The organism is Brevibacillus centrosporus, assembly GCF_046622605.1.
Taxonomy (GTDB): Bacteria; Bacillota; Bacilli; order Brevibacillales; family Brevibacillaceae; genus Brevibacillus; species Brevibacillus centrosporus.
On sequence record NZ_CP176856.1, the window covers coordinates 981,253 to 994,368 of the forward strand.

Here is a 13,116-nt window from a genome sequence, read left to right on the forward strand (position 1 = left end):
GATTCAAAAACAAAAACCCTTGGTTACCAAGGGTTTTCTTTGTTATTTTTTCACCAACAGACTTACAGCCTCCACATGACTCGTATGCGGAAACATATCCACCGGCTGCACGCTCACCAGCTTGTACTTCGTCTGCAGCTTGGCGATATCCTTCGCCAGCGTGGACGGATTACAGGACACGTACACGATGCGCGCAGGCGTCACATCCAGAAGGGAGTGAATTAGAGCGTCGTCCAGCCCGGTTCGAGGCGGATCGACCACGACGACATCGGGGCGCACGCCCTGCTTGGCCCATTTGGGCATCAGCTGCTCGGCGCGGCCTACGTGGAAGCTGGCGTTGTCGATCTGGTTGTGCTCCGCATTACGCTTGGCATCGTCCACGGCTTCGGGAATCAGCTCGATCCCGCGAACCTCGCGCGCATATGGCGCCAGCCACAGTCCGATGGTTCCGGTTCCACAGTACAAATCCAGCACGAGCTCTTTTCCAGTGAGACGCGCCGCATCCTTTACCTGATCGTACAGCTTTTTCGTCTGCTCGGGATTGAGCTGGAAAAAGGCGCGCGCAGACAAAGCGAAAGACAGGTCCCCCAGTTTTTCCGCGATCGTTGGCTTGCCCCAGAGCGAGATGGTTTTGTCCCCGAAGACGAGTGAGGTCTTCTGGGCGTTTACATTTTGCGTGATACCGACAAGCTGGGGAAGGCGAGTGCGCAGCTCCAGAATCAGTTCCTTGACGCGAGGAATGTCTGGCGTGGCAGTGACCAGCGTCAGCTGCGTCTCACCTGTTCCAAATGCGACACGTGCCACGATGGTGCGGATGACGCCTGTCCGCTTCCGTTCATCGTAGACCGCAATGCCGAGCTCCTCGAGAATTTGCTTAGCTGCCTGTACGATCTGGCTAGTCGCATCGTGCTGCACCTGACAGCCCTCCAGATTCACGAGGTTATGGCTGCCTGTCTGATACAGTCCTGCGATGAGCTTTCCGTCCTGCTTGCCCACCTGAAACTGCGCTTTGTTTCGATAGCCCCACGGATTGTCCATGCCGATGGTGTCAGAGACGGGGGGATTGTCCAACCGCGCGTATTTGCGCAGTGATTCGATGACGATCTCTTTCTTGCTTGCGAGCTGCGCCTGATAGTCCATGTGCTGCAGACTGCAGCCGCCGCATTCTTCGTAGACGGGACAGGGTGGGACGGTCCGCGACTTGGATTTCTCCACGACCCGCAGCAGGCGAGCGAGCGCATATTTTTCTTTGACCTCTGTCACTTCCGCATGTACGACTTCCCCTGGCAATGCTTTATCGACAAACACGATTTTTCGTTTGAAATAGCCGATCCCTTCGCCGTTGATGCCCAGACTTTTGATGGTGAGGGTCATCTGCTGGCCGACGCGGATACTGGCATCTTGTTCCTTTTGATACGGTTTCATTAGTTACCGGTTCTCCTCAATCATTGGATTGTTCCCTTATTATAGAGTATATTGATCGAGTATGCATGGGGGAGGCATTCCTCACAGATAATGGCAACTTCCTCCCAAGGCATGTTTTTGTTATAATAATGCGGAGAATTCATGAGGGAGTTGTGGCGCTAGATGCAAGAGCTATTTGAAAAAATGAAAGAATATCTCAATATGGATACCGAGATTTCCTTTGACGAGTTTGACGGATACTATAAAAAAGTGGTTGCGTTCCTAAACGACAGCTGGCAAGACTTGAACGAAGACGACACGATGCACATGCTGTTCGTCCTCGATAATCTCAAGTCCAACGGGGAAGATCGTGCAAAGCGCAAAACGAAGGAAGCGAAAAAATACGCGAAAATGGCACAGCGCACTGAGATTTGGGCAAACGCGCTGATCGGCCGTCTGCGTGAAGCTGGCTTGAACGACGAAGAGATCGGCAAGCGTTACGAAGCGATCTACGAAGCCGTGTAAGAGTTGCAAGAAAAGGTCAAGAGGATGTAGCTGTCTTAGGCAGCTGCATCCTTTTTTCGTACACAGAAAGCGGCTTTTCCTGACTGTGCGCTCAGTACAATCTCTTTGACAATCGTTCCTTTTAACATTTATAATGTGAAAAAATTTGAATTAGTTTGTACGATTGCGTTGATAAGGAAGAGTAGGAGCAGTGAGCAGCGTTCAGAGAGCCGTCCCCCGTGCTGAAAGGATGGTCGCCAGCATGCATTCGAAAATCACCTTGGAGCGGTGTTCTCGAAAAAGAGGTTTGTCCCTTTTTTAGTAAAGAACAACGGATTCGTCCACGTTACCGGACGGGAGTTCCTCGATTGAACTTCCTTAAGTCTGTTTTTCGTGAGGAAAGCAGAATTGCTGAGTGGTACCGCGATGCTCTCGCCTCAGCCAGCCATGCGTGAATAACGCTGCTGGCAGGGCGGGGGCTTTTTTCGTTTCCAATCCTTTCCTACAGGATAGATACCAATGAACGGTCAGAGAGGAGTTTTATCGATATGCCAAAAACAATGCAGACAGTCAGAGTGGAAGATGTAGTAGTAGCCAATCATGCGTTAAAAGACGTGGTAGAAAAAACGCCCTTGCAAAAGAGCAAGCAGCTTTCCGAACGCTATGGCTGCAATGTCTATTTGAAACGGGAAGATTTGCAGGTGGTCAGGTCCTTCAAAATTCGGGGCGCGTACCATTTCATCCGCAGCCTGTCGGAAGAGTCGCGGGAGAGGGGAGTCGTTTGCGCCAGTGCCGGGAACCATGCCCAAGGGGTGGCTTACTCGTGCCAGGACCTGAAAATCCAAGGAACGATCTTCATGCCGACGACGACACCGCGCCAAAAAGTATCGCAAGTCAAGCTCTTCGGCGGCGAGTACGTGGAAGTGGTACTGGTCGGAGATACATTTGACGATTCATTTGCGGAGGCGATGAAGTACTGCTTGCAGGAGGAGCGTACCTTCGTACATCCGTTCGACGATCCGCTGGTGGTGGCTGGACAGGGAACGGTCGGGCTGGAAATCTTGAACGACATGGAAGAACCAGCGGATTTCGTCATCGCGGGGATTGGCGGGGGCGGTTTAGTAGCAGGGATCGGCAGCTACGTAAAAGGAGTCAGCCCTTCTACGAGGATCATCGGGGTAGAGCCAGCAGGAGCGCCGTCCATGAAAGCCGCTCTGGACAAAGGGGACGTCGTCACGCTGGATGAGATCGACAAGTTCGTGGATGGAGCAGCAGTGAAACAGGTAGGACAGCTCACCATGTCGATTTGCCAAAGTGTATTGGATGACATCGTGCTCGTGCCGGAAGGAAAAGTGTGCACGACGATCCTGGAGCTGTACAACAGCAGTGCGATTGTGGTCGAGCCTGCTGGAGCTTTGTCCATCGCAGCTCTCGATTTGTACCGGGATCAGATAGCCGGGAAAAATGTGGTATGCGTCATTAGCGGAGGAAACAACGACATTGACCGGATGCAGGAAATCAAGGAGCGCTCCTTGCTGCATGAAGGCTTGAAGCACTACTTTGTACTCAACTTCGCACAGCGGGCTGGGGCACTGCGCGAGTTCATGGAAAAGGTGCTTGGACCACACGACGACATTACCCGCTTTGAGTACACCAAAAAGAACAACAAGGAAAACGGACCGGCTCTGGTGGGAATTGAGCTGAAGTGCAAGGAAGACTACGAGCCACTCGTGGCACGCATGAAGCTGCACGGCATCAGCTACGTGGAAATCACCAACGATCCATATCTGTTTCATCTGTTGATTTAAGGTGGTTGTGTTACAACAGTTTGAGAAAATGCAAAAATGTATGAATACAGCGAAAATAAGAGCAAACAGCAGAAAACAGGAGCGAGAAAAAGATAATACGGCGTAATGTATTATAACAAGCTTTTATAAAACAGACTCTGTTGTAATACAATACAGATAACAACACAACAGGGGGTTTTATCGATGACGCCAATCACTTCTTTTTTCCGCAACCTGGAGGCAAAATGCTGTGCTGCTTGCGGTGAAACCATTCACGAGCAGGCAGAATCCTACGCAAACGAATGCTCCTCTTGCCAGGAGAAAATGAGCTACGACGCTTACAAGTACTATCACCAAAAGAAATAATGCGAGTAGTCGATATGTGAGGTGTACCACATGGTGAAAAGCCAGGGTACGCCTCTTTTGTTTGCCTGAAATGAGAACAGAAGGAATAGCAGGGAATTTCCAGAATGAGTATAGGCAGGAAATCGGTGGAGGGAGGCGTCATATGCATATCTTGCCTTTTACTGCGGACATGGTGGAGGATGCAGCGAAACTGCTGGCTTCGCGCCTTCAAAAAGACCGTTTGGCGACAGCCGCCCTGCCGCTTCGAGAGGGAGCAGGATGCCCCGATCGCGATTGAGGCCGAATGGAATAAACAAGGGACGTCTGGGGCAGCCGCGATAAAAATGGGGAGCTCGTCGGCTATCTCTTTTCGGGGAAAAAACGGCAAGTGCCATTCGCGGACAGTCCGCAGAGCTGTATCAGGATCTGTATGCAGCAGCAGCCTAGACATGGGTGGATGAAGGCTACTTTTCTCATTTTACGCTTATTCCAGCACTCACGGGACGCTATCCCTTGAAACATTCGGGGAACAAACGACAACACAATTACCGCTGCCAGGAGCACAGCTTCGGTTGGCGACCATGGATGACTGACAAGCGCTGGGAGACGTTTCTCCATGGATTCGGACCCACCATGGGCGAGAGGATAGGAAAAGGGAGGGAATGGAAATGGCAACAGCTGCAATGATAAAGGAACTGTTCCAGGCAGCACAGACGGGTAACCTCGCAAAATTGCGCGAGCTTTTAGAGGCAGACAGCTCACTTGCTAATATAGAAAACGAAGAGGGCCTGACCATATTGGGGTACGCCGCTCACTTCGGCCATAAAGAGGCGGTTGCCTTATTGGTGGATCACGGAGCCAATGTACAAGCCGTGTCCCATTCCAAAATCGCGTATATCCCGTCCAATACGGCCTTGCATGCTGCCATCGCTGGAGAAGGAGATGTGGTAGTGATCCGCTTGCTGCTCGAGCGAGGTGCGAAGACCGACATCTTTGACAGCAATGGCCATACCTGTCTGCACACGGCAGCCTTCCACGACGAGCATGTCGAGATCATCCGCCTGCTGCTTGCGTACGGAGCTGCGATCAACGAGCCAGCAAATAACGAAGGGAAGCATACTGCACTCACTCTTGCTTTGGAAAAAGGAAACGAGAAGGTCGCGGCGTACCTGCGACAAAACGGAGCGATCTGAGCAGTCATACACAAAATAAATTCGAGCCTACTGCATACAAAAGCCGCTGAGGACTCATCCACAGCGGCTTTTGTACAGGGCTCTCCTATCGTGTGCTGGGAGCGCTGGTTTTGGCCTGTGCTTGTTTTTTGACGTAGTCGATCAAACCGAGCTGGAAGCCCTCCTGGGTGAGCAAACGCTGAGCCTCATACGTACCGGAGTAGTAGGCCAGGACATGTGGGTCATTTTCCAGAATCTCTTTACAGGCAGCGTCTTGTGACAGCTCCTGGTACCAATCGGCTTGCTTGATCTGGGCTACTAGGTCCTCATAGGCAGGCTCCGGCTTTTTCCAAGGGTTTAGCCTGTGAATGATTTCTCCGAAGATCGCGACGACGACCAGAATGACAATAAGAAACATGGCTGTCACCTCATAGGTTGGTTCAACACCATGTTACCACTCTGTAGAACCTCTTTGCTACGAAAGAAAGCTGTTCACTTGCAAAAGGAGTGAAAAGCGGGCATTCTAGGAAAGAGAAAAAGGAGGGAAAGTATGTTTCATCCTCTTGTGTTTGACAATATCAGGGTTGTATTGGAGGGAGCGGTATACGACCGTGATTTTGAAGGAGCGATCTTGATTACGGGACGCTCTGATGTGATGGATATGGCGACGTTTCATCGCTTGTTTCAAATCGAGTTCAAGCTGGCGGAAGCAGCAGAGAAAGAGGAGGCAGTCACCGCCCAGATGCAGCTGCGTACTGGACTTGCCGATATTGCGGCGGAGCAGCTCGAGCAGCCATTGACTGACCAGATTGGCTGCACAATTTGCATCCATTTTCATTTGCCCATGAATGTGAAAAGCGAGATTCCGGAAGAGGCGAAAGCGATCACGAGTATGCTCAACGATATCTGGGGCCATCGCCCGTACATCACGCATCTATTAAAAGCACGCATGGAGGAGAGTCGATTTGAATGGCCTCCTGAGCGAGTAGACAACCAGATTACCCTCGATTTTTATCGGAAAATTGATGAGGGCAATATTGATGATCTTCGCGATTTGATCGATCATACGATAGAGTCTTTGCAGCAGCTCCAAGTCTATTTGGATAAACAAGCATAAATTTTGGTACAGCCATTTACATTTCTCATGAGGCGTATTATTATTTTGTTAACCTTATTTATAAAATGGTTAACAAATGGAGGCTCGTACATATGAGAAACGAAAGACTGAGATGGCTTCTTTTATCTGCAATTTTTGCTGCGATTATGGCAGTCCTGTCTCAATTGACGATTCCGCTGCCCTTGATCCCGATTACAGGGCAGACTTTGGCGGTAGGTCTGACCGCGACGATATTGGGTAGCCGCTATGGTACCTTGGCGATATTCATCTACGTCCTGCTCGGGGCGATCGGACTCCCTGTCTTCACGGAAGCGAGCGGCGGTCTGCAAGTCTTGTTTGGGAAAACAGGCGGGTATATTTTCGGATTTATCCTGACCGTTTACGCCACGGGTCTTATTTTGGAAAAGGTGGGCTTCACTTTGAAAAATGCCATTATCGCAAACATCGTGGGAATGGTAATCACGCTGATCTGCGGCTCGGTCCAATTGAAATTCGTCCTGGACATTCCTTGGGACAAAGCAGTGGCATTTGGAGCTACCCCGTTTGTGGTGGTAGGGGTCGTCAAAGCTGTTCTGGCATCGATCATCGGGATCAAGGTCAGAGAGCGTTTGATTGCGACACGCCTGCTGCGAATGGAACAGCCGACGATCCGCTAACAAACAGAATCATCTCTCGAAGCCATCCCTTCAGCGGATGGCTTTTTTTCGCATAAACTCCTTTTTGTGCCGGATACTATCGATGACATGCTTTATGACACGAGGAGGAAAAGATGAACGAGACCATTACTGGACCAAAAGGGCTTCCCATTACAGGCAACCTGCTTTCGTTTCGGCGCAATCCTCTCCAATTTATCCGCTCGGCATCAAAGTCGCACGGTGATGTGGTGCTGTTTCGCTTTGGTCCCAAACGGAATGTCTATTTATTAACCAATCCGGATCATATCAAGGAAGTGCTGGTCACCAAGCAAGCCCATTTTCGGAAGGGTAAAGGGCTGCAGGTAGCAAAGGCGGTAGTGGGCGATGGAATTCTCACCAGTGAAGGCAAAAAACATCTGCGGCAGCGCCGATTGATGCAGCCTGCCTTTCATCGGGAACGCATCGCGACTTACGGGGACGTCATGGTCAGGCAAGGTGTGGATCTCATGTCCGAGTGGAGGGATGGGGACGTACGCGATATCCATCACGACATGATGAAAGTCACACTGGCGATCATTACGGAAACGATGTTTGGAAAAAGCGTCAAGGAAGGAGCATCCGAGATCGGTCACGCGATCGATGTAGGGCTCCGCTATGTCGCGAATAAAGCCTCTTCCTTCATCGATATTCCTCTCTCTGTGCCGACGCGGAGCAACCGCGAGTTTTTGGAGTCGAATGAGCTGCTGGATAAAACGATTTTTTCGTTGATTGAGGCAAGGCGCAATAATGATGAGCCAGGGAAGGATCTCTTGGGGATGCTGCTCGCAGCACGTGATGAAGAGGATGGAACCGGAATGACCGATGAGCAGGTGCGCGACGAGGTCATGACGATCTTTGTCGCGGGACATGAGACGACCGCCAATACGATGTCGTGGATCTTCTACCTGCTGGCCCGTCATCCAGAAGCAGAGAAGAAGCTGCATGAAGAGCTGGCGACGGTCCTGGGAGAGAGACTGCCCACTGTAGAGGATCTTCCGGAGCTTAAGTATACCAATCTTGTCGTGTACGAGTCGCTGCGCCTGTATCCGGCTGCGTGGACGATCAACCGGGAAGTAGTCGAGGAAGTGGAGATTGGGGGACACACGTATCAGCCAGGGGAAACGCTGATGATGAGTCAGTATGTCATGCACCGCGATGAGCGTTTCTACGAAAACCCGGATGCCTTTATCCCGGAGCGGTTTGCGACAGATTTGCTCAAACAAATCCCGACATTTGCCTTCTTCCCGTTTGGCGGTGGTCCGCGTGTATGTATCGGGAACAACTTTGCTTTGATGGAAGCCACCTTGCTCTTAGCTACGTTTGCCCAGCGCTATCAGCTGAGGCTGGCTGAGCCTGGTCAGATCGTGGAGCCTGAACCTCTCGTGACCTTGCGTCCGAAAAACGGTTTGCGGATGCGTATGGAAAAAAGAGGGTAAATATCGTTCTGAAAACAAAAAAAAGGCATCTTTTCACGAACGGATGTGCCGCATTGTGTCAGATACCGAACTGGGGGTTATTTATCACTGAAAGCAACATGCTTACATCTTGTACTATATCAAACAAAAATAAAGAATATGTTAACGGGATATAAATCTAAATAAACTACGAAGTGTAGAAGGGGATGGTGAAGGAGAAGCTGCTTCCTATCCCCAATTCGCTGTTTACCGTGATTTCACCGCCATGACGACGGACAATGCTCTGGCAGATGGTCAAGCCGAGTCCGGTCCCGCCGTTGTTGCGATTCCGTGATTTTTCCGCCCGATAAAACTTGGTGAACACCTTCGGCAAATCCTCTGCAGCGATGCCCTCCCCTTTATCAATCACGGAAAACAAGACATGGCCTTCCCGTTGATCACAGGTGATCAGGACGGAGCCGTTTGGCTTGTTGTAGTAAATTGCGTTGTTGATCAAATTTTCCATGACGCGGCGCAGGCGGTTTTCATCCGCTTCGATGTGGAGCTCGTTGGAGACGCGAAGCTTCCACTGAAAGGAAAGACCTGCCTCCTGGATCTTCGCCACATAATCCTCGATGATTCCTTTCATGAACGTTTTGACGTGAATACGGCTGATATGGAGTCGTACCTCGATGCTCTGCTGCGTGAAATCCTGCAGCTCGTCCAGCAAATGCTCCAGATCCAGCGTTTTTCTCTCGATTTTGTTCATTTGCTTTTGAATCCGAGCCAGATCGGTCACGCGCCCGGTCCCGATATACGAAGCATATCCTTTGATCGTGGTCAAAGGAGTGCGGAAATCGTGGGCAATCGCCGCGATCAGCTCGGATTGGCGTTCCTCGGAATAGCGCAGCTCGTCCACCATATCCCCAAAATAGCGGAACAGCTGCCCAAACTCATCATGGGAGCGATACGTAAAGGAGACCAGGCGTTTTCCCTCGCGTATTTCCTGCGTCACGCGAGAAAGCTCACTGACGGGCCGCAATATCCAGCGAAGGAAGAGCGCTAAAAGCACCAGTCCGACCAGCAGGATGCTTCCGTAAATAAACCAGAGCATCATGGAAACGCCTTTTGTCGCCATAATGTCATAGTCGTCTGTGTAAAAGTAGATGACTGTTTCCCCTTTAAGCGGAGGCTCCTGCTGAAAATGGTATTCGGCTACAACCTTCAAGTCTCCCTTTTTCGGGGAGGGGCGAGCAGGGGAGGGGGCGGGTACTTTCAGGTCGTATGCCTGCGAGGTCTTGTTGAAGATGATGTTGCCATTCGCATCCTTTACGACCATTCGGTACATGAGATCCTCGGGAAGCTGCTTCTCCAGCTCCTGCCGTTCTGTCGGGTCCTTGAAATTGCTGGAGCGCAGCAGCTGATTCAGGCGCACCTTTTCCGCCGTGTCCTTCTCGTACTGATACTGCGAGTGGCGGTCGTTTTTCAGCTGATCAACGATGATGTCCTGGAAGACAAACTTGAACAGCAAAATGTTCAGGGTCAGCAGGCCTATAAAAGATAGAAACAGTTTGTTGCGCAGACTCATTTAGAGCTTCTCCCCGATAAATACGTAGCCTGTCCCCCATTGCGTCTTGATGAACTGGCGGTCCATCTCCAGTTTTTCACGCAGGTTTTTGATATGCACTGTGACGGTGTTGAGTGAACCGTAGCCATATCCCCAGACGCGGTCGTAGATCTGCTCGCGGGTAAAGACGATCCCGGCGTTTTCCGCCAAGAAGGTGAGCAGCTGAAACTCCTTGGTGGACAGCTCGATTTTTTGGTTGCTGACGTAGACGGAGTACGTCTCTTTATGAATTTCCAGGTCCTTGAACTTCAACATGGTAATAGGCGAGGTGGCGGATTCCTTCTCCGGCTGTTCTTCTGTATGCTTGCGAATGCGTTCATAGCGGCGCAGATGAGCCCGGATGCGAGCCAGCAGCTCTTCGGTGTCAAAAGGCTTGGTGATGTAGTCGTCCGCTCCAATCTCAAAACCGACGACCTTGTCGACAGCCTTCCCTTTCGCACTTAAAAAGAGAATAGGGAGATCCCATTCCCGGCGAATTTGGGAGCAAAGCTCGTAGCCGCTCATGTTTGGCATCATGATGTCGAGCAAAATCAGACTCGGCTTCTTTTCGCCATTTTTCAACAAATCGAGCGCATCCTCGCCACTCTCAGCGGTGGACACCTCGAATCCTTCATTCTCCAATATATCCTCTAGCAATTCGATGATTTCCAGATTGTCATCTACAATCAAAATATGATCTTTCACCGGATCTACCCCCAGTTACTTCATTATATAAGTGTTCGCGCATAGGCAATCAAAATAATTTAATTACTAATGCCTATCATACCATGCAAACAGTAGGTAAGGGCAAGTGAACCTCCAAAGTCAATAGGAAATGCGAATAAGTGAGGTCACATCCTGACACCAGGTCCTAAATTTCGTCAGAAAAAGCCAGAGACGCGAAGTCCCTGGCTTTACATTTTTTTGCCGAACTACTGTTTTTTTGCTTGATTTTCCGGCAACGATGCAGCTTGCACCGCGTTTTCCTTTTTCGGAGTTTCAGCCTTTGCTACCAGAGCGGGTACGTTCAGACGCTTTGCGCCAACGTAACGCTTGCTCCAATAGTAGGGGTCGCTCAGCTTCGTGTTCACGACACCGCGACCAGTTTCCGAATGCACGAATGTGCCGTTTCCGATGTAGATGCCCACATGCGAGATGCTGCGACCGTTGGTTTGGAAGAAGACCAGATCACCAGGCTGTAAATCGCCTTTATCGACTGGAGTTCCCACTTTGAACTGAGCAGCAGAATTGTGTGGCAGGTCTACACCTAACGCATCAAATACGTAGCGCGTAAATCCGGAGCAGTCAAAGCCCTTTTTCGTGGTGCCGGCAGATTTGTAAGGGACACCGTACAGATCGCTGACGACATCTGTCAGAGGAGAATTCGCCTCCGCAGCTTGTGCAGCGCCGGTTCCCATTGCAAGCAATCCGACGATAAACAAAGATACTAGCAACTTGCGCAAAAGAAACTGCTCCCTTCTAGAGCCTACGAGGTTAGCTGAAGGATTCGGTCGAAAGGACTCCCTAGGCTGCCAAAAAGCGCAACCATTCACCCCAGAAATACATGGTTCCCCCGTTTCCGCCTAGCGGAACTCGGCTATTTTCGATGTTTTTTTACACGCACTCCTAAAGGGATTCGCTGCAAGTCCGTGTTTTCCTTTTTTTGCACCACTTATTCACAATTTCGTCACAATATTTTGTCTGATCCTGTAACGAAAACGCTCGAAATTGCAAGAGAAAGATGCGGGAAAAGGCATGTCCGATTAGGGCAGGAAGGAGCATCCGTCCAAGGACGGAGACAAAAACCAACCGTCCGCCCGTTATGGGGCGCCTATGCTGGAGGATACAATAAGGCCATAAGGTTAACACCTGCACCAATGAAGGTGATTGGAGGGAAGGATGGAATGAGCGAACGGTCTGGCAAGTTCTTACTCGGGCTGGTTCTGCTCCTGATCGGTGGGCTGGTTCTTCTTGATCAGATAGGGATTGATTTTGGTGATGTTCTAGGATGGGTCATTCCCGGTTTGATCATGGTTTACGGAGCTCGCAAAGTACTGGGCCATGGAGGCTCCCGCTTCTGGGGAGTGCTGATTTTCACCTTTGGTCTTCTGATGCTGATTGGGAAGCTGCACCTGCTGTTTCACGGCATATTGGCGATTGGGTTGATCTATCTCGGATACAGTCTGCTCCGCCATAAAGATTCTCCCAAGGAGGCACCAGCCGAGTGGGAAAGACAGTGGGCACAACGAGTTTTAAAGGAAGACGCCCTGGATCATTGGGAATCGGGCATGACGAAAAAGTAGAGCCACTTGTTTTTGGATGAAACCAAACGATGTGATATGATGAGGAGGAAATAACAAATGAGTATTTTTAGACGCTTGCGTGACCTGACAGTAGCTTCGGTGAATGATGCTTTGGATTCCATGGAAGATCCGGTAGTTATGCTCAACCAGTACATGCGTGACATGGAAGTGGAAATTGGACAGGTTGAGGTGGCGGTTGCCCGTCAGGTAGCTTTGGAGAAAAAGTTCCGTCAGCAATGGGAGGAAGCTGTAGCCCTAGTTGAAAAACGCGATCGCCAAGTGAAGCTCGCGCTGACAGAAGGGGAAGACGAGCTGGCACGCCGCGCTCTGGCTGACAAGAAGCAGTACGAGGGCCGTGCTCAGGAATATGAGACTCTCTACTTGTCCGCAGCGGAAGCAGCAGGCCAGATGCGTGAAAAACTGGCGGAGCTTAAAGAGGAATTTTACAAGATGCGAGCGAAAAAGTTTACGTTGATGGCTCGTGCCCAAGTAGCTCGCACACAAAAGCAGGTCAATTCTGCTGTCGTCGGTATCGGGAATCAGACAGCTGGCCGAGGATTTGCCCGCATGGAAGAAAAAGTGATGCGGATGGAAGCGGAAGCGCAAATGAGCGGACAATGGCGTCAAACGAGCATGGGCTTGAGCAACGCTCTGTCTGAACTGGAAAAAGACGATTTGGATGCAGAGCTGGCTAATATCAAAGCATCCTTGAAAGAAAACAAAACATCGGCTGCACCCGAAACAAAGGCCTGACTTACAGGAACAGGGGCGCCAGATGTAGAATAGATTGTGGCAATTAGGCAGCCTGTC

At 50.6% G+C, this 13,116-nt stretch carries 15 protein-coding genes, 1 riboswitch and 1 other annotated feature; of the genes, 10 read left to right on the plus strand and 5 right to left on the minus strand.

Features of this window, described 5'->3' with window-relative positions:
- Positions 1-42: 42 nt before the first annotated feature.
- On the minus strand, positions 43-1,425 hold the full coding sequence (gene rlmD / locus ACLIN2_RS05185; protein WP_411503405.1) for a 23S rRNA (uracil(1939)-C(5))-methyltransferase RlmD: 1,383 nt from the start codon (positions 1,423-1,425) through the stop codon (positions 43-45).
- Between the two features lie 162 nt (positions 1,426-1,587).
- Here rlmD and ACLIN2_RS05190 point away from each other — a divergent pair, with 162 nt between their 5' ends.
- The 5 genes from ACLIN2_RS05190 (at position 1,588) to ACLIN2_RS05210 (ending at position 5,233) form a co-directional block, all read left to right on the plus strand.
- Positions 1,588-1,929 (plus strand): hypothetical protein, encoded by a 342-nt coding sequence (locus ACLIN2_RS05190; protein ID WP_092267054.1) that lies wholly within the window; start codon positions 1,588-1,590, stop codon positions 1,927-1,929.
- A gap of 159 nt (positions 1,930-2,088) precedes the next feature.
- Positions 2,089-2,351: a binding site (T-box leader), on the plus strand.
- Between the two features lie 117 nt (positions 2,352-2,468).
- Positions 2,469-3,716 carry a threonine ammonia-lyase IlvA gene (ilvA, locus tag ACLIN2_RS05195; protein ID WP_092267475.1) on the plus strand — a complete coding sequence of 416 codons (1,248 nt, stop codon included), beginning with the start codon at positions 2,469-2,471 and terminating at the stop codon, positions 3,714-3,716.
- A 183-nt stretch (positions 3,717-3,899) separates the two neighbouring features.
- Positions 3,900-4,061 (plus strand): protein YhfH, encoded by a 162-nt coding sequence (yhfH, locus tag ACLIN2_RS05200; protein WP_411503406.1) that lies wholly within the window; start codon positions 3,900-3,902, stop codon positions 4,059-4,061.
- 142 nt (positions 4,062-4,203) lie between these two features.
- The gene (locus ACLIN2_RS05205; RefSeq protein ID WP_411503407.1) at positions 4,204-4,338 is read left to right on the plus strand and encodes a hypothetical protein; all 135 of its coding nucleotides are present in this window, start codon (positions 4,204-4,206) and stop codon (positions 4,336-4,338) included.
- Between the two features lie 370 nt (positions 4,339-4,708).
- Entirely contained in the window at positions 4,709-5,233 is a 525-nt protein-coding gene (locus ACLIN2_RS05210; protein WP_411503408.1) for an ankyrin repeat domain-containing protein, read from the plus strand.
- Between the two features lie 85 nt (positions 5,234-5,318).
- Here ACLIN2_RS05210 and ACLIN2_RS05215 read toward each other — a convergent pair whose 3' ends face one another.
- A complete protein-coding gene (locus ACLIN2_RS05215; RefSeq protein ID WP_411503409.1) occupies positions 5,319-5,630 on the minus strand; it encodes a hypothetical protein in 312 nt (103 codons plus the stop codon).
- Between the two features lie 132 nt (positions 5,631-5,762).
- Between ACLIN2_RS05215 and ACLIN2_RS05220 the strand changes: the two genes are divergently transcribed.
- From ACLIN2_RS05220 to ACLIN2_RS05230, 3 genes are all read left to right on the plus strand, one after another.
- On the plus strand, positions 5,763-6,329 hold the full coding sequence (locus ACLIN2_RS05220; RefSeq protein ID WP_092267049.1) for a hypothetical protein: 567 nt from the start codon (positions 5,763-5,765) through the stop codon (positions 6,327-6,329).
- Positions 6,330-6,421: 92 nt separating this feature from the next.
- Entirely contained in the window at positions 6,422-6,985 is a 564-nt protein-coding gene (locus ACLIN2_RS05225; RefSeq protein ID WP_092267048.1) for a biotin transporter BioY, read from the plus strand.
- A gap of 113 nt (positions 6,986-7,098) precedes the next feature.
- Positions 7,099-8,439, plus strand: coding sequence for a cytochrome P450 (locus ACLIN2_RS05230; protein WP_411503410.1), 1,341 nt, complete (start codon positions 7,099-7,101; stop codon positions 8,437-8,439).
- Positions 8,440-8,605: 166 nt separating this feature from the next.
- Here ACLIN2_RS05230 and ACLIN2_RS05235 read toward each other — a convergent pair whose 3' ends face one another.
- The 3 genes from ACLIN2_RS05235 to ACLIN2_RS05245 form a co-directional block, all read right to left on the minus strand.
- The gene (locus ACLIN2_RS05235) at positions 8,606-9,985 is read right to left on the minus strand and encodes a sensor histidine kinase (RefSeq protein WP_092267046.1); all 1,380 of its coding nucleotides are present in this window, start codon (positions 9,983-9,985) and stop codon (positions 8,606-8,608) included.
- A complete protein-coding gene (locus tag ACLIN2_RS05240; RefSeq protein ID WP_411503411.1) occupies positions 9,986-10,708 on the minus strand; it encodes a response regulator transcription factor in 723 nt (240 codons plus the stop codon).
- Positions 10,709-10,935: 227 nt separating this feature from the next.
- The gene (locus ACLIN2_RS05245) at positions 10,936-11,466 is read right to left on the minus strand and encodes a C40 family peptidase (protein WP_400588324.1); all 531 of its coding nucleotides are present in this window, start codon (positions 11,464-11,466) and stop codon (positions 10,936-10,938) included.
- A gap of 4 nt (positions 11,467-11,470) precedes the next feature.
- Positions 11,471-11,612, minus strand: a riboswitch (cyclic di-AMP (ydaO/yuaA leader).
- A 295-nt stretch (positions 11,613-11,907) separates the two neighbouring features.
- On the opposite strand from ACLIN2_RS05245, the gene ACLIN2_RS05250 reads away from it, so the two are divergent.
- Both ACLIN2_RS05250 and ACLIN2_RS05255 read left to right on the plus strand, forming a co-directional pair.
- Positions 11,908-12,306 (plus strand): LiaF transmembrane domain-containing protein, encoded by a 399-nt coding sequence (locus ACLIN2_RS05250; protein ID WP_411503412.1) that lies wholly within the window; start codon positions 11,908-11,910, stop codon positions 12,304-12,306.
- Between the two features lie 57 nt (positions 12,307-12,363).
- Positions 12,364-13,059: a PspA/IM30 family protein gene (locus ACLIN2_RS05255; RefSeq protein WP_411503413.1), complete on the plus strand. Its 696-nt coding sequence runs from the start codon at positions 12,364-12,366 to the stop codon at positions 13,057-13,059.
- Positions 13,060-13,116: the final 57 nt, after the last annotated feature.